The following is a 23,885-nucleotide window of genomic DNA, read 5'->3' as shown; positions in this document are numbered from 1 at the left end:
AAAAATTTCTTATTTAGAACAACTAAATAGCAGAATTTTTGTCTTGCTTACACGCATGTATGTACCTTGGCGATAGCAGGACGCGGTAGCAAGGTTATCGACAAGATTTTCTCGCCTCAAAATAGACCACTTAATTAAGAGAATTGGTTTAAACTAAAGTTACGTAATTTGTTGATTACTCAGCTTTGCACCAATTTGCCCTTCTTTGCTGACATTCGGATCCTTTAACACCGTTAGTTTTGGCGGCTGCAGTGCAATGATCTTATCGCCTTCTTCTGGTAGTTTCTTCATCTCTGAAGTGAATGGGCGGATCAATAAAGGCTCTTCATCCTTGTTTTGCTCAGTTAGCACAAACAAAGGTATTGCTTCACAATTAACCTCTTTATACTGTTCCCAATCAAATTCATCAGAGATCCGAGTTACACTTACTTTTCCACCTTTGGCCATCATACTACTGAGTTTGGCGTAGTTACCTTCGTCGCCGAATAAAATCTGACGTGAAAGAAAAGTCGCACTGTCTTTGTTTGCTTTCGCATGATTGGTAGATGACTTAAGGGAGTAAACAAATTGCTCTCCAAGTAAGTGTGAGAAATACTGAACTCCAAGTGCATTGTGGTGACGATTAGGAGAAAGTGCCAACACAGATTTGAGACTGGTGAGCGGAAGATAGCGCTCTGCATGTTCTGACTGGGGGTTCCCATAGTAACAGGGTAAGCCATCCATCCTTGCCATTTTACAGTTTTCCCAAGCTGGATCTGACAAGTAAACATCAACATTTTGATCCTTTAAGCCTTTTGCAATAGCTCGCGCAACATGATTTGCACCTATAATAAGTAAGGTGTTTGGCTTGGGTTGACGAACTCCTAAAAGGCGCGCAAATGGTGTTGCGGTTAAGCTTTGTAATACAACGGTGATAATAATAACTGTAAAGATAAGTGGTACCATTTTATCAGCATCAGTAATTTCAGACTTGGTCATACTAAGTGCAAAAACAGACCCAACTGCAGCAGCAACAATCCCTCGTGGGGCTATCCAACTAAGTAAAATACGAGATTTAATCGGTAAGTCGGTATTAAATGTTGATACAAATATGGATAGTGGACGAGCAACAAACAATACCACAGCTAAAAAGATGAACACATCCGTGTCCAGTAGCATTAAATCTTCGAGCTTGAGTCGCGCTGCTAGTAAAATAAATAGACTGGAAATGAGGATCATAGAAAGATCTTCTTTAAACTCCAACACAGAATCTATTTCTAAATCGTCTTGGTTTGCTAGCCATATACCGAAAATGGTGACGACAAGTAGACCTGACTCGTGGCTAAGGTGGTTTGATATGGTAAAGCTAAATAGCACCAGAGCTAAAATAGCGAACTTATGTAGCTCGAATGGCAGCCATTCCTTACGAATTAATAAACTGGTTAAAAAACCAGAGATAACACCGATGCTTATTCCTACACCCAAGGTGGAAATGAGCGCCCAGAGTGTGTGACTAAAGATCCCTTCATTGCCAACTAAAGAAACGGCTTCAAATACTAATACTGCAAACAAAGCACCGATCGGATCGATAACAATGCCTTCCCAGCGAAGTATACGATCTATGTCTTTATCGGGGCGCATTGCATTTAACATAGGAGCTATAACGGTTGGGCCGGTTACGACTAATACCGCGCCTAGTACAGCTGCAACTTGCCAGTTAAGCTCTAGTACCAGAATTGCGGTTGTCGCAATCACCGCGAATGTGGCTAGCATACCAATCGAGCATAGGTTTCGAACGACTTTACCGATCCCTTTAAGCTCTTTAAAGTGAAGGGTAAGCGACCCTTCAAAGAGAATAACTGCGACAGACAGAGACACGACAGGAAAAAGCAAGTCACCTAGCAGGGCATCTGGATCGAGCGTTCCACTAAAAGGACCTAATGCTAATCCTATCAGTAGTAAAAACAAAATAGCAGGAACCTTAAAGGCCCATGCGAGCCATTGGGCGATTACAGAACATACTGCAATACCTGCAATGTAGATTGCTGACATAGATTCTCCTAGTTGGAATATCCCAACATTTTTATCAGTATAGCCATCATCCAGTTATAACATAGTTTGAATGGGGGGAAAGTGAATAAATAATTGAAAATAGGCTGTTATTAAGTTTATTTATAGTCGTCATAAATAATTAATATGTGTGAAGGTTGCAATCTGACCTAAGCTTACGTTAAGGTAATAAAACTCAAGGCGTGAGCGAGCTTACGCCATCTTTAAAATCTACTCATTACGCAATTATTCATTGCGGTACAGCCTTTTCAGCCGCACCAAACCATGGTGGCCTCTGCTGAAAACGGCTCGACGTCGAGGTTTAAATACTTGGTGTCACAATCAATCTTCTATTAGTGAAATGTCAGCCAACTACTTTGTGTGTTGTGTCTGGATTTAGCATGTGTGGCGATTAAGCATATACATTTTTGTCGCACGTCTGTTTGTTTTATCTATTTGCCGGCCGTTTTGGTCGAAGCATTGCGCTTTTCTGTTGTCTTCTAGTAGAAGGTATTTGAGTACCCTTGTGTGAGTGAGTGGTGAATTTAAGCAGGAATTTATGTCGATGAAACAATCAAAGCGTATCGTTATCAAAATTGGAAGTGCATTAATTGCACCTGAGCAAGATGGTTGCCGTTCTCGCTACTTACTCAGCATCGCGCAATTTATAGTGCGCTGTCGGGCTCGAGGTATTGAGGTTATCTTGGTTTCCTCAGGCTCTGTTGCTGCTGGGTCACACTTATTTCCAAATTCAGATCATCCAAGTATTGCGGTTAAAAAAGCAATGGCCGCAGCAGGACAGACAGAAATGATGGCGACATGGGATCGTTTCTTCGACTTTCCGTCAGCACAGATCCTATTGACTCATGGTGACTTGCGTGATAGGGAACGATATACCAGTATCCGTGAAACAATATTCACTTTACTGGAGCACGGAATACTGCCTATTATCAATGAAAATGACACGGTGACCACCGATAATTTGAAAGTTGGAGATAATGACAACCTATCAGCTATGGTTGCTGCTGCGGCAGATGCTGATGGCTTGATTATCTGCTCTGACGTCAGTGGGTTATATACTAAAAACCCCAATTTACACGCTGATGCAGTGTTGATTTCAGAAGTGACAGAGATCACAGAAGAAATCTACGACATGGCCGGGTGCCCAACAAGCAAGGTAGGTACTGGTGGGATGAAAACAAAAATTGAAGCGGCCGAAAAGGCAACGTCTCACGGTATAGACACATATATTGTCAATGGTTTTGAAGAGACCACTTTTGAACAACTACTGGCAGGTAAAAATCCTGGCACTGTTTTCACCGCTTATGACAAACCAATGCAAGAGGCTGTACATTGGATGACTCACACGGCATCCGAACAAGGTGAGTTGGTTGTAGAAAGTGATTATGGTGAAAGTGATAATCAGGTTGTTGGGCAGCTTAGTGGTGATGAGATAGCTGAAGTGAAAGGAGAATTCTCTGTAGGGGATACCGTGCTGGTGCGTAGCAAAGATGGTAAGCGTCTCGCGAAAGCAACGACCAACTATAGTAGTTGTCTACTTAACTTTTTAACCGAACATGAAGAAAGTCCGATCAGCGAAAAAATTCAAGACAGCATAGGGCCCGTTATTTCAGAACAAGATATTGCATTATTGGAGAAGTCTTAAGGTATGAGTTTAATTACAGATATTTCATCACAAGCAGCAACAGCTGCAAAGAAGTTAGCATTGCTGTCTACAGAAGAAAAAAATGCAGTCCTTACAGATATGGCCAAAGGTATTCGTGAAAACAGTGAGGCAATTATCACTGCTAACGAAGCTGATTTAGCAGCAGCGCGTGATAATCAACTTAGCGATGCCATGGTAGATAGATTGACGCTAAACCAAGCGCGTATCGAAAGTATGGCTGAGGGCATCGAAACGATTATTCAACTAGACGATCCTGTCGGTGCACTGCGAGATATGGGGGTAAGACCAAATGGCATTAAAATTAGCAAAATGCGAGTGCCACTTGGTGTTGTTTGCATGATTTATGAAGCACGCCCGAATGTGACAGCAGATGCTGGAGCATTGTGCTTTAAATCAGGTAATGGTGTGATTTTAAGAGGCGGTAAGGAAGCGCTTTGCAGCTCACTAGAGATTGCCAAAGCGATGCACAAAGCGCTAGAAAAGCACGGCTTGCCTACTGCGCTTGTTTCTGTAATTCCAGATCCAGACCGTGGTTTATTAATGGAGTTGATGCAGCAAAAAGACTATATCGATTTGATCATACCCCGTGGTGGCGAAGGGCTGATCAACTTCGTTACACAGAACAGTACAGTACCCGTTATTCAGCACTTTAAAGGCGTTTGTCACTTATACATTGATAAGGATGCTGATTTGGACAAAGCACTGGCCTTGCTATTAAATGGTAAGACTCAGCGCACAGGCGTATGTAATGCACTTGAGGGGCTTATTGTTCACCAAGATATTGCTGCAGACTTCTTACCCAAAGCGGCTGCAGCGTTGGCTGAAAAAGGCGTAAAAATAAATGCGTGTAAGCAAAGTGCTGATTATTTTGAGCATGCAGTGGTGCTGAATGAAGATGAGTTTGGTGAAGAATATTTAAGCTTAGAAATTGCGATACGACAAGTTGCAGACTTTGATGCGGCACTTGCACATATCGACCGCTTTGGGAGTCACCACACTGAAGTTATTTGTACAGAAAACCAAGCGACAGCAGCGCTGTTTCAACGTGGTGTCGACGCATCAGTTGTGATGGTAAACGCATCCTCTCGTTTTAGCGATGGTTCAGCGTTAGGTCTAGGTGCTGAAATTGGTATTGCGACAACTAAATTACACGCCTATGGGCCAATGGGTCTAGAGTCTCTTACAACGGAAAAGTTCTTAGTAAATGGCGAAGGCCAAGTAAGAGAATAGTGTGAATTAATACCAATTTGACTTAATATTTGCTCAATTTGAGGTAGTAAATCTGACGCTAACAGCGTTAAAAATTTCTTATTTAGAACAACTAAATAGCAAAATTTTTGCGTTGCCTATATAGATGTAGGTACCTTAGCGAAAGCAGGACACGGTGGTGAAGTTATCGACAAGATTTTCTCGCGTTAAAATAGACCACTTAATTGAGAGAATTGGTATAACACAGAATAATGACATAAGTAACTGTAAAGCTCGGGTCAATAGACTTGGGCTTTTTTCTTTTTTAGGTGGTATTAGGATAAAAATAAAGAAGGAAAGAAAAGTGGTGGAGCTAAGCAGGATCGAACTGCTGACCTCCTGCGTGCAAGGCAGGCGCTCTCCCAGCTGAGCTATAGCCCCACGTTTCGTCTTCTAGACGAGTCGAAATTTAATCATTTTTTATTTACTCGTCAACCCTTGGCAAAAAATTTCGCTATTTTTTTGTAGTCTTTGTTACACTGAACCGAAAGAATAATTATTAAGTTAGCTATGTTTCAACGTTGCCTGTTTTTTGTTATTGCATTTAGTACACTCGCTGGATGTGCATCTAAGTCTGACGAACCTGTGCTAGTAATTGAGAAACAATCGCTCCACAAACGTCAGTCAGCGTCTGGTGAGCAAGAGTTTGCATTTATTGTGACGGTAGAGGCAACTCCAAGAATGGAATTGGACTCAAGCAAGCCAGTGTCAAGGCGCGAGCTTAAACGTTTTGCTGAGTTTGAACGCATAGAAGATTCACCCGCGCTCAAACTCAAGCTCGAAGAACAAGCTGTTGCATTATTAAAGCCTGCTTTGGCTAGCGAGCGCTATTGTGGCGCAGGCTATAAAATTACCGATGTTTATTGGCGCCAACGTAGTGTACAGCTTAGAGGCCAGTGCTTATGATTAGAAACAATCCCGAAGCATTGGCAAAGCAGTTAGCTACATTAGGTATCGACTACCTGAATTACGATCATCCTCCTTTACATACGTGTAGCGATGCCGATGAGCTGGGATTAGTAAGAGAAGGGACGCGCCTGAAAAATCTTTTTTTGCGAGACAACTATGGAAAGCGCCATTTTCTTTTTATTATTCCTGCTGATAAGCAAGTCGATTTAAAAGCGTTATCAAAAGCGCAGGGACTATCTCGTTTGGGTTTTGCTTCCAAAGAGCGATTAGCAAAATATTTGGGTGTTGAACAAGGCTGTGTTTCAGCTCTTGCCCTTTGTAATGATAGCGAGCAAAAAGTAGAGCTGTGGCTCGATAGTGAACTACAATCTGCGATGCGATGGCAGTGCCACCCATTAGTGAATACTAAAACTTGGGTTGTGACTCTAGATAACCTAAATCATTTTTGGCAATCAACGGGGCACTCACCGCGCTGGTTGGATTGCATTTCTAAGACTTAAGCATAGCCCTAATGTGCATACTGCAAAAAGTGACACGGCAAACCAGTTTAATCCTGCATACTCATAAATGAGGCCGGGTAGGTAGGAGCCGAGTACTCCACCTGAGTAATAGAAAGATACATAGGCGCCATTTGTTACCGTTGCGGGAGCTTGACTAATACTGTTAGCCAGCGGTGCTGCGGTAGTGTGGATGACAAACATACACGCGCAAAAAAGTGTAAATAACAGCACAAAAAAGACGAGTGAAGCTGTTGGTAAAAGCGCAATAGTTGTAGCGTAGATAAAAAACACTATGGCCAGAAATTGCCATGTTGATTGAAATCTATTTTGTAGCCAAGGCGTAATTGTCGAGCCTAATGCTCCCACTAAGTAACCCGTATAGACCCAGCCTACTTTACTAGGGTCGGTTAACTTAAAGTCATACTTGAGTATAAAGGGTAAAAAGTTAAGTAAGCCAGCAAAGCAAAAAAACATGCAAAATATCGAGCTATATAGCCGAACTAGGTGAGCCTGCTTAAGTGGCGCTAAATAGTCTTTAATCTTAGTTGCAGTAATGATAGGTGGTTTGTTTTTACTCGCGCTAATGCTAAAAGCAAGTACTATCAACAATAAAGCGTTAAGATAATAAAAGCTCTGCCATTCAAACCACACTGCAAAATTTGCAGCCAATGTACGACCAAAATAACCCCCAGCGATACTGCTACCAATATACAGGCTCATATTTGTTTTCAACAATGTTCCACTAAATTGTTGGCCTATGTAGCCCGTCATGGCGGTAAGTGCAGCTGGTAACAATAACCCTTGGATCAACCTAATTAATAACAGTCCAGAGAATGAGTCTACAGATGCAAAAGCAAGGTTGCTTAACGCCAGTAACAGCATTGTCCACTTTAAAATTTTCAAGGGATTAGATTTGGCAAGTATTAAACCATAGCAAATTGGGGCAATGGCAAGCGGTAGCATGGTTGCAGACATCAGCATTCCAGCATCGGAAGCGGACACCATAAATTGCTCTGAAAATTCAGCTAATAATGGTTGTGGTGCGTACAATACAAAAAAGATTGCAACAGAGCAGAGTAGTAAGTGGATGATGGGCATTGCGCTGGAAAGCTTTAAATTTTGATGACTTAGCTTAAATTAAAGCAAACTAGTTGACAATTTTTTGCGCTACATCACGATGTTATAGAGTAATTTTGATAGTTTTACAGTGAATTGGCGTAATTACTCACTGGTCAATCAAAATTGCTGAGTTAAAATAGTGAAAAGTCTATTTTACGGAGTTGCATTATGGGTTCACTGCAAGAGCAGTTGCTAAAAGCTGGCCTAACAACTGAGCACAAAGCGAAAGTTGCGAAAACGCAAAAGCGTAAGCAGCAAAAGAAAAAAAAGAAGGGCGCGACAAGCGACCAAACCGATCTTCAAAAGCATATTGAGCAAACCAAGCTTGAGCAGCAAAAACGTGCTGAAGAGTTAAATCAAGCCAAGTTAGAGGCGCAAAAAAACAAAGAGCAGATAGCTCGAGTAAAACAGATCTTGGAACATCACAATCAAGATGCTATCCGTGGAGATGTCACCTTTAACTTTACTTATCAAAATAAAGTTAAAGAGCTAGACGTAAACGCTCAAACACAACAAGCCTTAGCTAAGGGGCGGTTGGCCATTTGCGTATTAGAGGATAAGTTCTACGTATTACAAGATGAACCAGCAAGAAAGATTGCTGAGGTAGACGAAAAATATATCGTTTTCCATGTAGAGGACAATCAGCAAGGTGACGAGGATGACCCTTATGCTGACTTTGAAGTCCCAGATGATTTGATGTGGTAGTGATTAGGCTTAAGGTCAAACTTTAGTCTACACTGACTTACAATGTTAACCGTCAACAAAAAAGAGTAATGATATGAGCAAGATGAAAAAACTACTAGTAGGGACTGCTGTGGCTATATGTGCACTTGGTTCAACAAGTTCGATGGCTGCTGATGGTAAAGCGCTATACACAGCTAAAATGTGTCAAACCTGCCATGGTGCAGAAGGTAAAGCACCAATCATGCCTCTGTATCCAAAGCTAAACGGTCAGAACAAAGAATACTTAGCGGCACAGATGAAAGACATTAAGTCAGGTAAACGCAACAATGGTATGTCGGCTGCAATGAAAGCGATGGTTGCGAATGTTTCTGATGCAGAAATCGATGCTATTGCAGAGTATCTATCTAAAGTTGAATAACAACATCAGCTCGACGTTAAAAATAAAAAACCACCGTTCGCGGTGGTTTTTAGTTGAAGATATAATTAAGCTATTTTAGACTTCTATACATCCAGATGTGGAGTCAATAAGGGATCCCCATGTTCGAATTACCTCAGTTAAATCTAAAAGACAAAGTAAGCACAGATGAATGGCAACTGCGTGTTGACCTTGCAGCTTGCTATCGACTGGTTGAGCACTTTCGTTGGGGAGACTTAATTTATACGCATATGTCGGCGCGTTTACCTGGGACAGACCATTATCTTGTTAATGCCTTTGGTTTGACGTTTGATGAAGTGACCGCCTCTAACCTGGTGAAGGTTGATTTGCAGGGGAATATTCTTGATGACACGCCATTTAAAATTAACCCTGCGGGCTTTACTATTCATAGCGCAATCCATGAAGTGCGAGAAGATGCGCATTGTGTTATCCATCTTCATACCAAGGAGACGATAGCCGTCGCAAGCCTAGAATGTGGGTTACTGCCGTTGAGTCAGCATAGTATGTTCTCCTTACCATCGTTATCGTATCATGGTTACGAAGGCTTGGCGGTCAATATGGATGAGAAAAAGCGCCTGCAAGATGACTTGGGCACTACAAACCATATGCTCTTAGTAAACCATGGCGGTTTGACGGTAGGACCAACGGTAGGTGACGCCTTTATGCGTTTTTATGACTTACAGCGTGCATGCGAAATTCAAGTTGCGATTCAAGCAACGGGACAACAAGCGGTACCTGTACCACAGCCCATTATTGATAATATTTATAATCAAGCGAATGTCGTGCACAGCGGTAGCACCGGTGGCCAACTTGCTTGGCCTGCAATGCTTCGTAAAGCATACCGCCTAGACCCAAGCTTTGCTCAATAGGAGTCAACATGAAAGTTAATCGCGTCGAAGTCTTCGACATTCATTGTCCAGATAGACCTGCTTGGACACCGGTTTTTGTACGTATTCACACCGATGAAGGTATTTCAGGAGTAGGTGAAGCAGGCCTTGCATACGACCTTGGTCACAGCGCCGCGGCCAGTATGATCAAAGAAATGGCTGAAGCTTTTTTGATTGGTCACGACCCTTTTCAAACGGAGTTGCTCTGGTCACGTATGCTCAGAGAAAGCTTCTGGGGTTTAGGTGGGGGACCTGTGGTTTATGCGGCGATGTCAGCAATAGATACCGCGCTTTGGGACATCAAAGGTAAAGCCTTAAATCTACCGGTTTATCAGTTGCTTGGTGGTAAAGTGAACCCTGAGCTTCGCACCTATGCCTCACAATTACAGTTTGACTGGGATAGCGAGTTTAAAGCATTGGTGCAACCACACGAATATGCCGAAGCGGCACATAAAGCCATTGCTGAAGGGTACGATGCGGTTAAAGTTGACCCGATTCAGTACGATAAAGATGGCAACACTTATTACGATAGAACAAAGCTAATTTCACGCGCAGAAATGAAATTATACCGTGCGAGAATGCAGGCTATTCGTGAAGCGGTAGGCGATGAAGTGGACATTATTTTTGAGTGCCACAGCCTACCAGGCGCGACATCAGCTATTCAAATTGCGGATATCGCTGAAGAATTTGATTGTATGTATTATGAGGAGCCTGTGAATTATCTTAACCACTCTTTACATGCAAAGGTAGCAAACAAAACCTCTGTGCCAATCGCTGGTGGTGAGCGATTGTATAACCGTTGGGGTGTCCGTCCTTATTTTGAAGATCAAAGTATTGATGTACTACAGCCAGATATTGGCTTATGTGGTGGTTTTACAGAAACCAAGAAAGTATGTGACTACGCTGATATCTTTGATATTCGTATTCAGGCGCATGTTTGTGGCGGGCCAGTCGCAACCGCGGCTTCATTACACTTAGAAACCGCGATCCCCAACTTCCTGATCCATGAGCACCATACTTATGCAATTAAAAAGTGGAACAGAGAATTGTGCTTGCAAGATCCACAACCTAAAAACGGTATCTTTAGAGTGTCAGAAGAGCCGGGGCTTGGTATTGAGTTAAACGATGAAATCGTAATGCGCTCAGCCCGTGTGGAAATTAAGTAGGTATCTGACGCTAACAGCGTTAAAAATTTTTATTTAGAACAACTAAGTAGCAAAATTTTTGCCTTGCCTACAGGACGTAGGTACCTCGGCGAGAGCAGGACGCGGAAGTGGTGTTATCGACAAGATTTTCTCGTCTCAAAATAGCCCACTTAAAAAAGAAAATTGGTATAGTTTTGGAATAACAGCTAGCGCTTGCTATTGTTGCGACCGAGTCAGACACAAAAAAACCCAAGCAATGCTTGGGTTTTTTCATCTCAGCCAGCGCTATTATTTTAGCAATGACTCAGTCAATACTGGGCGAATTTCTTTTACAATTGCTTGGCAAAGCTTAGGTGCGCCGCAGATGATGTTGCCACTACGGTTAAAGTTAGCGCCACCTGCAAAGTCAGTGACCATACCACCTGCTTCTTTTACTAGCAACTCACCGGCTGCTGTATCCCAAGGCTTAAGACCAATTTCAAAGAAACCATCCACACGACCTGCTGCAACATATGCCATATCTAGTGCAGCTGAGCCTGCACGGCGGATATCAGCGGTATGAATGAATAATGCTTTGAACGCTTCTAGGTAAGCATCCATATGGTGCTTTTGCTTGAAAGGGAAACCTGTTGCAAGCACAGTACCTTGTAATTCAATAGACTTAGATACACGAATACGTTTGTTGTTTAGCTGCGCGCCTTGACCACGAGAAGCGGTAAATAATTCATCGCGGATTGGATCGTATACAACTGCTTGCTCTACGCGCCCTTTAACTCTTAGCGCGATAGAAACAGCATAATGAGGAATACCTTTAACGAAGTTAGTAGTACCGTCTAGGGGATCGATAACCCAAAGGTAGTCTGCATCTTTGCCTTCGTGGTGACCAAATTCTTCACCAACAATAGCGTGATCAGGGTAAGATTTTAAAATAGTGTCACGAATGATTGATTCCGCATCTTTATCGATGTTTGTAACTAAATCATTGGTGCCTTTTTGAGTAGCTTCAACGCGCGATAAATCTTCACTTGCACGTAGGATAACCTTACCCGCGTTACGCGCAGCGCGTACCGCAATGTTCAACATTGGATGCATAGCATTACCTTTAGGTTGTAAAAGAACAGGATCATTTTGAGCCGGCGTATTCTAGCGGTTTTTTCTCTAAAGTAAACATCTAATAGAGAATTTTTCTGGGTGTTTTTTGTACATTCATGCTGTGTATAGGATTTTTATTTCCCCAGAGTTGAATTTGGCTTAACACCGCTGAGATATGCTACACTGCGTCATTATTTTTGTTTGAGACTCGTGTAAATGGCTTTAGAAGATATTCGAATCGTATTAGTAAACACCTCACACTCTGGCAATATTGGCTCTGTCGCAAGGGCAATGAAGACGATGGGGTTATCTAAACTCTATTTAGTTGATCCTGCGTGTGAAGTGGACAGTCATGCCAGTGCGCTGGCTGCCGGTGCAACGGATGTACTTGGTGCTGCAATTAAAGTCGATACACTTCAGGAGGCAATTGCTGATTGTGCTTTAACAATAGGCACTAGTGCTCGTTCACGTACCTTATCATGGCCAATGGTCGACCCGCGTGAATGTGCGCAAAAACTAGTAGCAGAGTCAGTAAATGCTCCCGTTGCATTAGTATTTGGCCGAGAGAATAGTGGCTTGACGAATGAGGAATTACAGCTTTGTAATTACCATGTGTGTATTCCAGCAAACCCAGAATATAGCTCGCTGAACCTTGCAATGGCGGTGCAAACACTCGCCTATGAAACACGAATGACGTATCTGGATACGCTTGATAAGCAGCCTGAAGAAGTTGATGAAACAATTTATCCTTCATCAAAACAAATGGAGCTATTTTACGAGCATCTCGAGAATACCTTAAATGATACAGGCTTTATCATTAAACAGCATCCAGGCATGGTGATGACTAAACTGAAGCGTTTGTTCAATCGTGCCAGGCCTGAAGATCAAGAGCTTAATATTTTACGTGGGATATTAAGTTCAGTGGACAAATCTACCAAAAAATAAAATGAACACTCAGTTGGCATCGGTGAGCACTCTACACCGGTGCTTCTCATTTTGACCCTCCTAAAATAGTTTGATTGACCCTTCATATTTTTGCATAAATCTTCAACAGTAATACTTGACTAAAATACTCAGGTAATTACAATATCGATAATACCTGATTAAATTACTCAGGTATTAGGGTGAAGCATACAAGGTTTGTCGGTCTAAAGCCGTTTTTATGCTTGGTTAATACTTGACTATCCTAGTCAAGTAATTAAAATTTGCGGCTTGGTAAATTAGCGGGGATTGTGCATGAAACTAACATCAAAAGGCAGATACGCCGTGACAGCAATGTTAGATGTTGCGTTACACGCAAGTATTGGCCCTGTTCCACTAGCAGATATCTCTGAAAGACAAGAGATTTCGCTATCTTACCTTGAACAATTATTTGCCCGTCTACGTAAACATGGTTTAGTCAGCTCTGTACGCGGCCCTGGCGGCGGCTATTTACTAGGCCGTGATGCGCACACAATTTCTGTTGGTGATGTGATTAATGCCGTTGACGAGTCCGTTGATGCGACCCGTTGCCACGGCGAGGGCGGTGGTTGCCAAAGTGGTATGCGCTGTCTGACTCACTCTTTATGGTCTGACCTAAGTGTGCGAATAGAAGAGTTTTTAAATAATATTTCCCTAGCAGAGTTAGTCGCTGATGCAGATGTGCAGTCTGTAGCAACGCGACAAGACAAGCACGTAAGACGTGCAATTGAGCAATTAGACAATATTCAAGTGAGCTGTCAACTCTAAGTTGACGTCAAGCGGAGAGATAAATGAAATTACCGATATATCTAGATTATGCAGCAACCGCACCGGTTGATCAGCGTGTTGCAGACGAGATGATGCAGTGCCTGACAATGGATGGTAACTTTGGTAATCCAGCTTCTCGTTCACACCGTTTCGGTTGGCAAGCAGAAGAGCTGGTTGATCAGGCGCGTAATGATATCGCTGATTTAATCAATGCTGATCCGCGTGAAATCGTTTTCACATCTGGTGCAACTGAATCAAACAACCTTGCCATTAAAGGTGCCGCGCAGTTTTATAAAAAGAAAGGTAAGCACATCATCACGGTACGAACAGAGCATAAAGCGGTGCTAGACACGTGTCGTGAGCTTGAGCGCCAAGGCTTTGAAGTCACTTATATGGATGTGGAAGAGAACGGCTTGCTTGATCTTAAAAAGTTAGAAGCTGCAATGCGCGAAGACACTGTTTTAGTGAGCGTAATGCACGTTAATAACGAACTGGGTGTGATCCAAGATATCGCGACTATCGGTGAAATGTGTCGTGAGCGTAAGATTATGTTCCACGTTGATGCAGCACAAAGCGCCGGTAAGGTGCAAATTGACCTACAAGCATTAAAGGTCGATTTTATGTCATTCTCTGGCCATAAAATTTATGGTCCTAAAGGTATAGGCGCGTTATATGTTCGCCGTAAACCACGCGCGCGTTTAGAAGCACAAATGCACGGTGGTGGTCATGAGCGCGGTATGCGCTCAGGTACGCTTGCGACACACCAGATTGTAGGGCTGGGCGCTGCATGTAGAGTTGCCAAGCAAGATTTTGAAAAAGACCATGCACATATCAGCGCGCTGCGTAAGCGTTTGCTAGATGGTGTTATGGATATGGATGAAGTTTACTTTAACGGTGCTATCGATCAATCAGTACCTGGCATTGTAAACATTAGCTTTAATTTTGTTGAGGGTGAGAGCCTACTGATGGCGGTAAAAGATATCGCTGTTTCTTCTGGCTCAGCATGTACATCGGCAAGCTTGGAGCCATCTTATGTACTACGTGCATTAGGACGTAACGACGAACTTGCACATAGCTCAATTCGTTTTAGTATTGGTCGTTTTACGACAGAAGAAGAGATCGATTACACCGTCAATCTGATCAAAGATTCAATAGGTCGCCTACGTGAGATGTCGCCACTTTGGGAAATGCACCAAGATGGCATCGATTTAGATAGCGTTGAGTGGGCACACCATTAAGCAAGTTTTGGCCGCTGGCTGGATACGCTCCAGCCGCAAGCAGGTAGTGAGGAAATAGTTATGGCTTACAGTGATAAAGTTATCGACCACGTTGAGAATCCACGTAATGTAGGTTCTCTAGACAAAAATGATCCAAACGTTGCAACTGGCATGGTGGGGGCGCCTGCATGTGGTGACGTGATGAAGCTACAAATCAAGGTTTCTGATACAGGTATCATTGAAGATGCAAAGTTCAAAACCTATGGTTGTGGTAGTGCCATTGCATCTTCATCACTTGTAACAGAGTGGGTGAAGGGCAAATCATTAGAAGAAGCTGCGACCATCAAAAACACAGATATCAGCGCTGAGCTAGAGTTGCCACCGGTGAAGATCCACTGCTCAATTTTAGCCGAAGATGCGATACAAGCTGCGATTGCAGACTACAAGAGTAAACAAGCGAAGTAAGAGAATATTATGGCAGTGACGTTAACAGATGCAGCCGCTAATCGCGTATTAGCCTTTTTGAGTAACCGTGGAAAAGGCATTGGGCTGCGCGTTGGTATAAAAACCACGGGCTGTTCAGGTCTTGCTTATGTTCTTGAATTTGTCGACGACTTAGATGAAGGCGATGAGGTTTTTGAAGACAAAAACGTAAAACTCATCGTCGATGCGAAGAGTCTAGTTTATATTGACGGCACAGAGCTAGATTACACAAAAGAAGGTCTGAACGAAGGGTTTAAATTTAATAACCCAAATCAGAAAGACGAATGTGGCTGTGGCGAAAGCTTCACCGTATAGTTTGCAACAGTGAATAGCTTAAAGCCCTGCCTTGGTGGGGCTTTGCTGTATTAGGTGCGTATGCGTTATTTTGAATTATTTGATTTACCTGTCGAGTATCACGTTGATTTAAATAAATTGAATCAAGGCTACCTGGAGCTACAACGTGCGGTTCACCCAGATAGGTTCGCTGGTAAAAGTGAGCGTGAGAAACTACTTGCGGTCCAAAAAACAGCTGAGATTAACGATGCGCTGGCAGTACTTAAGCACCCTGTTAAGCGTGCTGAATATATGCTGAGCGAGAAGGGCGTTGATATTAGAGCTGAGCAACAAACACTGCAAGATCCCCTGTTTTTAATGCAGCAAATGGAACTGCGTGAAGCATTAGAGGAGCTCCCTAATACCACGGACCCAGACAGCGCCATTGCAGAATTTGAAACTCAAATTAAAGCGTTAGATATAGAGTTTAGCGCCTCCCTTGCTGAACAGCTTCAAAGCGATGATACGAACGTATTGGAAGCGGCAGCCGATAATATTCGCAAGCTGAAATTTGTCTACAAATTACGCGATGAATTAGCACGTATCGAAGATGATTTATTCGATTGATGATGTGTAACATCAACAAACGTTAAAGTGAAAAGAGCATTATGGCATTATTGCAAATTGCTGAGCCGGGGCAGAGCGCGGCACCTCATGAGCATAAATTAGCAATTGGTATCGATTTAGGTACCACAAACTCTCTTGTTGCCACGGTGCAAAGTGGCGAAACAAAAACCCTGAGCGACTTAATGGGTAAGGCCATGTTGCCTTCGGTAGTAAGGTATACTGACTCAGAGGTTATAGTAGGTGAACAAGCCCAAGCTGCTTCTGCTGAAGACCCGACTAATACGCTGATTTCTGTAAAACGTTTTTTAGGTAAAACGCAATCTGAAATAGAACAAAGCTATGGCCAGTTGCCTTATAACTTTGTCGATAATAACGGTTCGCTTGCTATTGAAACTGTGACAGGCGCTGTAAGCCCAGTACAAGCCTCCGCTGAAATTTTAAAAACATTACACCAACGGGCTATCGATAGCTTTGCAGGTGAAGATGTAATGGGCGCGGTGATCACCGTACCTGCGTATTTTGATGATGCGCAAAGACAAAGTACAAAAGATGCAGCCGATTTTGCTGGTCTGAAAGTATTGAGGTTGCTTAACGAGCCGACCGCAGCGGCAGTAGCTTATGGCCTAGACTCTGGCCAAGAAGGTGTTATCGCGGTGTATGACCTCGGTGGTGGTACGTTTGATATCTCTATCTTACGCCTGAATCAAGGGGTGTTCGAGGTATTATCAACAGGCGGTGATTCGAGCCTTGGTGGTGATGATTTTGATTCATTGCTGGTCGACTTTTTTAAGCAGCAAACTCAACTGTTTGATTTAAATCCAAAAGAGCTACGCCTGTTTATCAATAAGGCGAGAGCCTGTAAAGAAGCACTATCAAGTTACGAGACCGTAAACGTTGAGCTACCTGTTCGTGAGCAAAAATTTGTTGTGACGATTACGCGCCAAGCATTTGCTGAACTTGCGATGCCGTTGGTTAAAAAAACCTTACGCTCTTGCCGTCGTGCGTTAAAAGATGCTGATGTGATCCAAGAGGAAGTACTACAAGTTGTGATGGTTGGAGGCTCGACCCGCATGCCAGTAGTACGAGAAGAAGTCGGTAACTTCTTTGCCAAAGAGCCACTAACCTCAATTGATCCAGACCGTGTTGTGGCACTAGGCGCTGCTATTCAAGCTGATATTTTAGTAGGTAACAAGCCAGACTCTGATATGCTGCTGCTTGACGTATTGCCATTATCTTTAGGCTTGGAAACTATGGGGGGATTGGTTGAAAAAATTATTCCGCGCAATACCACCATTCCGGTTGCACGTGCACAAGAATTTACTACTTTTAAAGATGGCCAAACGGCTATGGCACTGCATGTATTGCAAGGTGAGCGAGAGCTCGTTGATGATTGCCGTAGTTTAGCGAAATTTAGTCTCAAAGGTATACCGCCAATGGCTGCCGGTGCTGCGCATATTCGTGTGACCTTTAGAGTGGACGCTGATGGTCTATTGAGTGTGTCGGCTGAAGAAAAATCGACTGGTGTTCAAGCTGAGATCCAAGTTAAGCCATCATTCGGTTTGAGTGACGATCAAGTAGCACAAATGCTTAAAGACTCAATGAGTAACGCAAAAGAAGACATGAGTGCTCGGATGCTTAAAGAACAGCAAGTTGAAGCGCTACGAGTATTAGAAGCGCTAGAAGCATCATTAGCTACTGATGGTAACTTGCTGCTGGAAGACGAACTTCATACGCTACGTACTGCAATGACAGAGCTTGCTAACATTCGTGAAAGTGCAGAAAACCCAGAGCAAATCAAAAAGGCGATCGAAGAAGTCGATCAGGCGAGTAGCGATTTTGCTTCACGTCGTATGGATCAATCAATTAAGAAAGCACTGCAAGGGCAGTCGGTAGACGAGGTGTAATATGCCACAAATTATCTTTTTACCCCATGAAGAGTTGTGTCCAGAAGGTGCTGCAATTGAAGCAAAAACGGGTGAGACAGTGCTTAATGTGGCATTAAAAAATGGCATTAGTATTCCACATGCTTGTGAAAAGTCATGTGCATGTACCACTTGTCATGTCGTGATCCGTGAAGGGTTTGACTCACTAGAAGAAAGTGATGAGCTTGAAGATGACATGCTAGATAAAGCTTGGGGACTGGAAGCTGAATCACGTTTAGGTTGCCAAGCGATAATTAGTGATGAAGACTTGGTGGTTGAAATTCCAAAGTACAATCTCAATATCGTTAATGAAGACCATTAAGTACAGTTAACAACCTAGGTTGTTAATGACGCATTTAATAAAGCCGTAGTCTTGTACTACGGCTTTTTGTTTTTCTAGGAGGAACGCTATGTCACTCATCAGTAATCCCGAATTTTCACTTATCAATGGCCAATCGCATAGCAGTAAACAGCAAGTCGATGTGATAAACCCTGCGACAGGTGAATCCATTACCCAGGTTTCTGAGGCAGATAATCAGGCTGCTGATATAGCGCTGCAAGCCGCGGCTGAAACTTTTGAAACACTCTCTAACTCAACAGCCCACACTCGTAGCAAAGTACTTAGAAAATGGTATGAGCTGGTTGTTGAGTATCGACAAGCACTGGCTGAGATAGTGACTAAAGAACAAGGCAAACCGCTTAAAGAAGCGCTTGCTGAGGCGGATTATGCTGCTGGATTTATCGAATGGTATAGTGAAGAAGCTAAACGAGCCTATGGTCAAGTGATCCCTAGTCACTCACAATCGCATACGCTAACTACCATTCGGCAGGGGGTTGGTGTGGTACTTGGGATCACACCATGGAACTTTCCACTGGCGATGATCACCAGAAAAGTAGCACCAGCCTATGCAGCAGGATGTAGCTTTATTCTAAAGCCTTCCGAGAAAACCCCTCTTGCGGCCATCGCTTTAGCTAAGCTTGCGATACAAGCGGGAATGGAAGTCGGTGCTTTTCAAGTCCTTGTTACTAATGACTCAAAAGGATTAGTGGCGCATTTGACTCAGTCCCCTCAAGTAAGAAAGCTTACGTTCACGGGTTCAACACAAGTAGGTAGTGCACTATTAAAACAATGCGCAGACACGGTAAAAAGAACGTCCATGGAGCTTGGTGGCAACGCCCCATTTATTATTTTTGATAGCGCCGACATTGAGCAAGCGATAAGTGGCTTGATGGCGGCGAAGTTTAGAAACGCAGGACAAACATGTGTAGCTGCAAATCGCGTGTTTGTTGCACAAGGTATTGCTGCTGATTTCACTGACAAGTTATCACGACAAGTTGAACAACTTAAGGTTGGCAATGGCTTCGAGGAAGGCGTTGACATTGGGCCACTTATTTCTATTGAGGCAAAGCAAAAAGCACAGCGCTTACTCGAGGATGCGTTAGCTAAAGGCGCAAATATTGCCTATCAAGGCGATAACCAAGCTGGCCAGTTTATGGCACCAGTGGTGATCACGGGCGTAGATAATACGATGGCGCTTTTCCATGAAGAAATCTTTGCTCCTATTGTCAGTATTATTAGCTTTGAGCAGGAGAGTGAGGCGGTGAAAATGGCAAATGCTGTACCAGAAGGACTTGCAGCCTATTTTTATTCAAATGAAGTTAATCAAATCAGACGAGTCAGTGCAGCACTTGAATATGGTATGGTTGGAATTAACGAAGGGATCATATCCAATCCTGTCGCGCCTTTTGGCGGTGTAAAGTTCTCAGGGCTTGGCCGGGAAGGTGCGCAAGAGGGGTTGAGTGAATATCAGGAAATAAAATATTTGTGTCAAAAGTTTTATTAAAAATACTATTTTCATTTGCTTACTCGTATTCGCTTTTAATCTATGCAAAAGCTCAGTACACTAATCCGCTCATTTGACTTTTGATATTTTTTCAATGACAGGAATCAATCAATATCCCGCACTCATTATTTTAGCGGGTGGGCTGGGAAGTCGATTTGGTGGTAATAAGCAGGTCGCTGAGCTGCCGAATCTTAACCAGAGCATTATGGAATTGAGCATCATAGATGCCCACCGAGCTGGTGTGCGCGATGTCATAATGATAGTCAACGATAAAGTGCGAGATTACATCGAAGATGTCATCATACCAAGATTACCAGAGTCGTTAACCGTTACCTTAGTGGAGCAAAAGTTAACGGATATACCTGAGGGTTACCAAGATTGTCTAATTGGCCGTGATAAACCTTGGGGAACTGGACATGCACTGCTATGTGCCAAACCTTATGTAAATAAACCTGCCATCGTCATTACAGCGGACGATTACTATGGAGCTGATGCGTTCTTACAACTCGTGGAACACTTTCAATACCACAATAATATGGCAATGGTGGCATATCCAATTATTAATACGCTATCAGAGCAAGGTGGTGTAAACCGAGGTATTTGTGTAATTGAAGAAGGAAAGCTGCATTCTGTTGAAGAGGCGCTCAATATCCGTTTAGAGAACGGTCAATTGTATGGTGAAATTTCAGGAAAGCCTTGTTATCTAGACACCAGAGCGTTGTCTTCTATGACCTTCTGGGGGATTACACCTGAGTTGTTCACTGCACTTGAAAGTGGCTTTATCGGGTTTCTAAAGAATTATGACAACGGTGTCAAAAGCGAGTATTATCTGCCAGATTGTATTCAACACTGTATCAATACTGCCACGCAAGCGGTGTCTGTCTATCAGGCCAAATCTAATTGGTATGGCATAACCTATAAGAGCGAACTTAATATTGTCGCAAGAAAGATCTATGAAGCACGTCAAGGAAAATAACCCTCTTCACACAACAACATTCGATTTATCTTCTTTTGAGGTGAATATGGAATATCAAGCTGTTGCGCAACAGCTCGCTGATGAATATGGGCTCATTAGTGAAGAAGCAAAAATGAAGCCGATCGGCAATGGGCATATTAATACAACAATGTTGTTGCAAGACGCCCAGAAAACCATGGTAGTACAAAAGCTCAATACTAATGTGTTCCCCAATCCGCAGCATTTAGTAGAAAATGCTCGTGCCATTGAGCAACACTTAACATCGAAAGCGCTCAATGGTGAATATAGTCTCGCTATTATTAAGCATTTAGCAACGAGTTCAGGCCAATATTTAGTTGATATTAACGACGAAGTTTGGCGTGCGCTTGCATTTATTGGTCGCAGTTATAGTGAAGATGTGGTTACAAGCGAACAGCAGGCTCAAACCGCTGCAAATGCGTTTGGACAATTTGCTCATGCCCTAAATGATTTTGATGCAACCCAGTTACATCATGTGATCCCTGATTTTCATAATTTGGCGATGCGTATTGATACTTTCAATAAGGTGCTAAAGAAAGATGAGCATAATAGAGCTAAGCTGTGCGGTGAGGTAATAGAGGCTTTTCAGCAACAATTCTCGCTCGCGGATGAATTACAAAAAGTACAGCAAGCTGTACCGTTAAGAGCCTGTCACAATGATACTAAAATCAATAACATGCTGTTTTCAACAAATAGTGACCAAGCCAGAGCGGTCATTGATTTAGATACCTGCATGCCTGGCCATTGGCTATTTGATTTTGGTGATATGGTGCGCACTTTTTGCTCTCCTGAGCCGGAAGATTCAACCAACTTGGCTCAAGTACGAGTTAGGGAGAACATATTTTCGGCACTCGCTCGGGGTTATATTGAACCTTTGCAAGCTAGCGTGACAAAAGCTGAGAAAGATAGCTTTATTCTTGGCGCTAAAGTTATGCCATTAATGATAGGCTTGCGTTTTTTGACCGACTACCTGGATGGCGATAACTATTTTGCTATTCATCGAACTGGCCATAATCTAGATAGGGCTAAAAACCAGCTGGCACTTTATGCGAGTGTCTTAGAAAAAGAACCTAACTTAATAGAAATTATACAATCTATCTAGTTGAAAATAGGGTATTGATAAAAAGCGCTTAGGCGCTTTTTTTATGGTTTTATCGCAATCTTTTGAACCTAGAATCGGTATGGTTTAGCTTGTTTACACTCAGCACCGATACCGATTAGCTTGATTGAGTTTGCGATTTTGAGGCGAGAAAACTTTGTTGCTAACACCGCTACTGCGTCCTGTTATCGCCAAGCTACCTACATTCATGCAGGAAGGCAAAAAATTTGTTATTTAGTGTTTTAAATGAGAAATTTTGAACGCAATTAACGTCAGGTTTGCTTCTTCAAATTGAGCAAGTATTAAGGCTAACTGGTACATGTACGCTGTTGATGAAGTATCGTTTAGGAGTCAAAATGAAAAATGTAAATCGCCGCGACTTTTTAAAAGCCGCAGGTGCTGCTGCGGCTGCCAGTGTTGTTGCTGGCTGCGCAAGTTCAAATCAAAATAGCAATATCATACCCAAGCAGCAAGGGCGTTCGGTCATTGGGCTTGTTGCACCAAAAATGGATGTTGTTCGTGTTGGTTTTATCGGGGTGGGTCAGCGTGGCTATGGTCATGTTAAACGTATGAGTCATATTGAGGGCGCGCACATTGTTGCCATTTGTGATACTCATGATGCAGTTCTCGAAAAGTCAGCTAGTTACCTCGTTGACGAACGGGGGCTACCAAAGCCTGAGCTGTATCGTGGTAGTGATTTAGCTTATCAAGATATGCTTAATCGGGATGATATTGACATCGTTATCATTTCAACGCCATGGAAATGGCATGCGCCAATGGCCATTGACACGATGAACAGTGGCAAGCATGCTTTTGTCGAAGTGCCATTGGCATTAACTGTTGAAGAAATGTGGCAAATCGTTGACACCGCTGAGCGCACGCAAAAGAACTGCATGATGATGGAAAATGTCAACTATGGCCGCGATGAGCTGATGGTGCTGAATATGGTTCGACAAGGTATATTCGGCGAATTGCTTCACGCAGAGGCCGCATATATCCACGAACTGCGTTGGCAGATGAAAGAAATTGAGCATAAAACAGGGTCGTGGCGTACTCATTGGCATACGAAGCGTAATGGTAATTTGTATCCAACCCATGGGTTGGGGCCAGTCTCCCAATACATGAATATCAACCGAGGCGATCGTTTCGATTACCTTACTTCAATGAGCTCCCCAGCACTTGGCCGTGCTGCATATGCAAAGCGAGAGTTTTCAGCAGATCACGAGCGTAATCAGTTAAACTACGTGGCTGGTGATATGAACACAACAATGATCAAAACCATTAAGGGACGGAGTATCGTGGTGCAACATGACACAACAACCCCAAGACCTTACTCTCGTCATAACCTCATCCAAGGTACCAATGGTGTCTTTGCTGGCTTTCCTAACCGTATTGCTTTGGAGCAAGGTGGTACTAAGAGCTTCCATGAATGGGATCACGACATGGAGTCGTGGTATAAACAATATGACCATCCACTATGGATTAAAATGGGTAAAGAAGCAGAGCGCAATGGTGGTCATGGTGGTATGGACTTTTTAATGTTTTGGCGCATGATTTATTGTTTACGCAATGGTGAGCCGCTTGATCAAGATGTTTATGATGGCGCAGCTTGGTCAGTGATCTCGCCACTATCGGTACAATCTGTGGCAAATCGTAGTGAATCATTAAGCATTCCTGATTTTACTCGTGGTGCTTGGCAAACCGCAGCACCGCTTGGGATTGTTACTGTTTAGGAGTGGCCATGGCGCTTTCGTAGGTGCTAAAGCACATTGAAAAGAATAAAAACAGTGAGTAATAAGATGGGGCGAACTATATCCGCGAAGAGAAGTTCGCCTTTTACTAAGTGACTATATTTTTTACACTAGACTAACGCCGGAGTCTTAAATTTTCCCTCAAATTAGTACCATATTAAGTTAAAATAAAATGAATACATACATTGCCAATTGATTGCTATTTGTAAGGA

The 23,885-nt window shown here is 42.9% G+C and carries 23 protein-coding genes and 1 tRNA gene; 20 read left to right on the top strand and 4 right to left on the bottom strand.

Going from position 1 to position 23,885, the window contains the following annotated elements:
• Positions 1-159: 159 nt before the first annotated feature.
• Entirely contained in the window at positions 160-2,031 is a 1,872-nt protein-coding gene (locus tag J8Z24_RS14430; RefSeq protein WP_252094887.1) for a cation:proton antiporter, read from the bottom strand.
• 556 nt (positions 2,032-2,587) lie between these two features.
• Between J8Z24_RS14430 and proB the strand changes: the two genes are divergently transcribed.
• Together proB and J8Z24_RS14420 are read left to right on the top strand one after the other, a co-directional pair.
• The gene (proB, locus tag J8Z24_RS14425; protein WP_404824199.1) at positions 2,588-3,694 is read left to right on the top strand and encodes a glutamate 5-kinase; all 1,107 of its coding nucleotides are present in this window, start codon (positions 2,588-2,590) and stop codon (positions 3,692-3,694) included.
• A gap of 3 nt (positions 3,695-3,697) precedes the next feature.
• Positions 3,698-4,945 carry a glutamate-5-semialdehyde dehydrogenase gene (locus J8Z24_RS14420; RefSeq protein WP_252094886.1) on the top strand — a complete coding sequence of 416 codons (1,248 nt, stop codon included), beginning with the start codon at positions 3,698-3,700 and terminating at the stop codon, positions 4,943-4,945.
• Between the two features lie 323 nt (positions 4,946-5,268).
• On the opposite strand, the gene J8Z24_RS14415 is transcribed toward J8Z24_RS14420, so the two are convergent.
• Positions 5,269-5,344 (bottom strand) — tRNA-Ala (locus J8Z24_RS14415).
• A gap of 129 nt (positions 5,345-5,473) precedes the next feature.
• Between J8Z24_RS14415 and J8Z24_RS14410 the strand changes: the two genes are divergently transcribed.
• Together J8Z24_RS14410 and J8Z24_RS14405 are read left to right on the top strand one after the other, a co-directional pair.
• The gene (locus tag J8Z24_RS14410) at positions 5,474-5,869 is read left to right on the top strand and encodes a hypothetical protein (protein ID WP_176032585.1); all 396 of its coding nucleotides are present in this window, start codon (positions 5,474-5,476) and stop codon (positions 5,867-5,869) included.
• The gene (locus J8Z24_RS14405) at positions 5,866-6,372 is read left to right on the top strand and encodes a prolyl-tRNA synthetase associated domain-containing protein (protein ID WP_125252085.1); all 507 of its coding nucleotides are present in this window, start codon (positions 5,866-5,868) and stop codon (positions 6,370-6,372) included. Before J8Z24_RS14410 ends, J8Z24_RS14405 begins: the two co-directional genes overlap by 4 nt.
• On the opposite strand, the gene J8Z24_RS14400 is transcribed toward J8Z24_RS14405, so the two are convergent.
• On the bottom strand, positions 6,337-7,470 hold the full coding sequence (locus J8Z24_RS14400; protein WP_176032587.1) for an MFS transporter: 1,134 nt from the start codon (positions 7,468-7,470) through the stop codon (positions 6,337-6,339). The two genes, J8Z24_RS14405 and J8Z24_RS14400, sit on opposite strands and share 36 nt — an antisense overlap.
• Positions 7,471-7,659: 189 nt before the next feature.
• Here J8Z24_RS14400 and J8Z24_RS14395 point away from each other — a divergent pair, with 189 nt between their 5' ends.
• From J8Z24_RS14395 to J8Z24_RS14380, 4 genes are all read left to right on the top strand, one after another.
• Positions 7,660-8,196 carry a DUF2058 domain-containing protein gene (locus J8Z24_RS14395; protein WP_125252083.1) on the top strand — a complete coding sequence of 179 codons (537 nt, stop codon included), beginning with the start codon at positions 7,660-7,662 and terminating at the stop codon, positions 8,194-8,196.
• 73 nt (positions 8,197-8,269) lie between these two features.
• A complete protein-coding gene (locus J8Z24_RS14390; RefSeq protein WP_125252082.1) occupies positions 8,270-8,593 on the top strand; it encodes a c-type cytochrome in 324 nt (107 codons plus the stop codon).
• Between the two features lie 119 nt (positions 8,594-8,712).
• Complete coding sequence (locus J8Z24_RS14385; RefSeq protein WP_252094885.1) at positions 8,713-9,480, top strand: class II aldolase/adducin family protein; 768 nt, start codon at positions 8,713-8,715, stop codon at positions 9,478-9,480.
• A gap of 8 nt (positions 9,481-9,488) precedes the next feature.
• Complete coding sequence (locus J8Z24_RS14380; RefSeq protein ID WP_128729581.1) at positions 9,489-10,664, top strand: mandelate racemase/muconate lactonizing enzyme family protein; 1,176 nt, start codon at positions 9,489-9,491, stop codon at positions 10,662-10,664.
• 267 nt (positions 10,665-10,931) lie between these two features.
• Here the strand turns inward: J8Z24_RS14380 and suhB are convergent, their stop codons facing one another.
• On the bottom strand, positions 10,932-11,735 hold the full coding sequence (gene suhB / locus J8Z24_RS14375; protein WP_125254366.1) for an inositol-1-monophosphatase: 804 nt from the start codon (positions 11,733-11,735) through the stop codon (positions 10,932-10,934).
• Positions 11,736-11,951: 216 nt separating this feature from the next.
• On the opposite strand from suhB, the gene trmJ reads away from it, so the two are divergent.
• From trmJ to J8Z24_RS14315, 12 genes are all read left to right on the top strand, one after another.
• The gene (gene trmJ / locus J8Z24_RS14370) at positions 11,952-12,680 is read left to right on the top strand and encodes a tRNA (cytosine(32)/uridine(32)-2'-O)-methyltransferase TrmJ (protein WP_128729583.1); all 729 of its coding nucleotides are present in this window, start codon (positions 11,952-11,954) and stop codon (positions 12,678-12,680) included.
• A gap of 291 nt (positions 12,681-12,971) precedes the next feature.
• Positions 12,972-13,463 (top strand): Fe-S cluster assembly transcriptional regulator IscR, encoded by a 492-nt coding sequence (iscR, locus tag J8Z24_RS14365; protein WP_125254364.1) that lies wholly within the window; start codon positions 12,972-12,974, stop codon positions 13,461-13,463.
• Positions 13,464-13,486: 23 nt separating this feature from the next.
• Positions 13,487-14,701, top strand: coding sequence for an IscS subfamily cysteine desulfurase (locus tag J8Z24_RS14360; RefSeq protein WP_125254363.1), 1,215 nt, complete (start codon positions 13,487-13,489; stop codon positions 14,699-14,701).
• 60 nt (positions 14,702-14,761) lie between these two features.
• Positions 14,762-15,145, top strand: coding sequence for a Fe-S cluster assembly scaffold IscU (gene iscU, locus J8Z24_RS14355; protein ID WP_125254362.1), 384 nt, complete (start codon positions 14,762-14,764; stop codon positions 15,143-15,145).
• 9 nt (positions 15,146-15,154) lie between these two features.
• The gene (gene iscA, locus J8Z24_RS14350; protein ID WP_125254361.1) at positions 15,155-15,478 is read left to right on the top strand and encodes an iron-sulfur cluster assembly protein IscA; all 324 of its coding nucleotides are present in this window, start codon (positions 15,155-15,157) and stop codon (positions 15,476-15,478) included.
• A 60-nt stretch (positions 15,479-15,538) separates the two neighbouring features.
• Complete coding sequence (gene hscB, locus J8Z24_RS14345) at positions 15,539-16,063, top strand: co-chaperone HscB (RefSeq protein WP_176032588.1); 525 nt, start codon at positions 15,539-15,541, stop codon at positions 16,061-16,063.
• 41 nt (positions 16,064-16,104) lie between these two features.
• Complete coding sequence (gene hscA / locus J8Z24_RS14340) at positions 16,105-17,967, top strand: Fe-S protein assembly chaperone HscA (RefSeq protein WP_252094884.1); 1,863 nt, start codon at positions 16,105-16,107, stop codon at positions 17,965-17,967.
• Between the two features lies 1 nt (position 17,968).
• Entirely contained in the window at positions 17,969-18,307 is a 339-nt protein-coding gene (gene fdx, locus J8Z24_RS14335) for an ISC system 2Fe-2S type ferredoxin (RefSeq protein ID WP_125254358.1), read from the top strand.
• 88 nt (positions 18,308-18,395) lie between these two features.
• Positions 18,396-19,829, top strand: a complete 1,434-nt coding sequence (locus tag J8Z24_RS14330; protein WP_176032590.1) for an NAD-dependent succinate-semialdehyde dehydrogenase — start codon at positions 18,396-18,398, stop codon at positions 19,827-19,829.
• A 94-nt stretch (positions 19,830-19,923) separates the two neighbouring features.
• Positions 19,924-20,805: a nucleotidyltransferase family protein gene (locus tag J8Z24_RS14325; protein ID WP_176032591.1), complete on the top strand. Its 882-nt coding sequence runs from the start codon at positions 19,924-19,926 to the stop codon at positions 20,803-20,805.
• 46 nt (positions 20,806-20,851) lie between these two features.
• Complete coding sequence (locus J8Z24_RS14320; RefSeq protein ID WP_176032601.1) at positions 20,852-21,925, top strand: phosphotransferase enzyme family protein; 1,074 nt, start codon at positions 20,852-20,854, stop codon at positions 21,923-21,925.
• A gap of 353 nt (positions 21,926-22,278) precedes the next feature.
• The gene (locus J8Z24_RS14315; RefSeq protein ID WP_128729589.1) at positions 22,279-23,655 is read left to right on the top strand and encodes a Gfo/Idh/MocA family protein; all 1,377 of its coding nucleotides are present in this window, start codon (positions 22,279-22,281) and stop codon (positions 23,653-23,655) included.
• Positions 23,656-23,885: the final 230 nt, after the last annotated feature.

Source organism: Pseudoalteromonas sp. SCSIO 43201, assembly GCF_023716725.1.
Classification (GTDB): Bacteria; Pseudomonadota; Gammaproteobacteria; order Enterobacterales; family Alteromonadaceae; genus Pseudoalteromonas; species Pseudoalteromonas peptidolytica.
The sequence above is the reverse complement of the archived record's forward strand: the minus strand, read 5'-3'. Positions and strand labels throughout refer to the sequence as shown.

Coding starts and splice junctions, on each gene's coding strand:
- J8Z24_RS14430 (WP_252094887.1), bottom strand. CDS start 2,031: ATGTCAGCAATCTACATTGCAGGTATTGCAGTATGTTCTGTAATCGCC.
- proB (WP_404824199.1), top strand. CDS start 2,588: ATGTCGATGAAACAATCAAAGCGTATCGTTATCAAAATTGGAAGTGCA.
- J8Z24_RS14420 (WP_252094886.1), top strand. CDS start 3,698: ATGAGTTTAATTACAGATATTTCATCACAAGCAGCAACAGCTGCAAAG.
- J8Z24_RS14410 (WP_176032585.1), top strand. CDS start 5,474: ATGTTTCAACGTTGCCTGTTTTTTGTTATTGCATTTAGTACACTCGCT.
- J8Z24_RS14405 (WP_125252085.1), top strand. CDS start 5,866: ATGATTAGAAACAATCCCGAAGCATTGGCAAAGCAGTTAGCTACATTA.
- J8Z24_RS14400 (WP_176032587.1), bottom strand. CDS start 7,470: ATGCCCATCATCCACTTACTACTCTGCTCTGTTGCAATCTTTTTTGTA.
- J8Z24_RS14395 (WP_125252083.1), top strand. CDS start 7,660: ATGGGTTCACTGCAAGAGCAGTTGCTAAAAGCTGGCCTAACAACTGAG.
- J8Z24_RS14390 (WP_125252082.1), top strand. CDS start 8,270: ATGAGCAAGATGAAAAAACTACTAGTAGGGACTGCTGTGGCTATATGT.
- J8Z24_RS14385 (WP_252094885.1), top strand. CDS start 8,713: ATGTTCGAATTACCTCAGTTAAATCTAAAAGACAAAGTAAGCACAGAT.
- J8Z24_RS14380 (WP_128729581.1), top strand. CDS start 9,489: ATGAAAGTTAATCGCGTCGAAGTCTTCGACATTCATTGTCCAGATAGA.
- suhB (WP_125254366.1), bottom strand. CDS start 11,735: ATGCATCCAATGTTGAACATTGCGGTACGCGCTGCGCGTAACGCGGGT.
- trmJ (WP_128729583.1), top strand. CDS start 11,952: ATGGCTTTAGAAGATATTCGAATCGTATTAGTAAACACCTCACACTCT.
- iscR (WP_125254364.1), top strand. CDS start 12,972: ATGAAACTAACATCAAAAGGCAGATACGCCGTGACAGCAATGTTAGAT.
- J8Z24_RS14360 (WP_125254363.1), top strand. CDS start 13,487: ATGAAATTACCGATATATCTAGATTATGCAGCAACCGCACCGGTTGAT.
- iscU (WP_125254362.1), top strand. CDS start 14,762: ATGGCTTACAGTGATAAAGTTATCGACCACGTTGAGAATCCACGTAAT.
- iscA (WP_125254361.1), top strand. CDS start 15,155: ATGGCAGTGACGTTAACAGATGCAGCCGCTAATCGCGTATTAGCCTTT.
- hscB (WP_176032588.1), top strand. CDS start 15,539: ATGCGTTATTTTGAATTATTTGATTTACCTGTCGAGTATCACGTTGAT.
- hscA (WP_252094884.1), top strand. CDS start 16,105: ATGGCATTATTGCAAATTGCTGAGCCGGGGCAGAGCGCGGCACCTCAT.
- fdx (WP_125254358.1), top strand. CDS start 17,969: ATGCCACAAATTATCTTTTTACCCCATGAAGAGTTGTGTCCAGAAGGT.
- J8Z24_RS14330 (WP_176032590.1), top strand. CDS start 18,396: ATGTCACTCATCAGTAATCCCGAATTTTCACTTATCAATGGCCAATCG.
- J8Z24_RS14325 (WP_176032591.1), top strand. CDS start 19,924: ATGACAGGAATCAATCAATATCCCGCACTCATTATTTTAGCGGGTGGG.
- J8Z24_RS14320 (WP_176032601.1), top strand. CDS start 20,852: ATGGAATATCAAGCTGTTGCGCAACAGCTCGCTGATGAATATGGGCTC.
- J8Z24_RS14315 (WP_128729589.1), top strand. CDS start 22,279: ATGAAAAATGTAAATCGCCGCGACTTTTTAAAAGCCGCAGGTGCTGCT.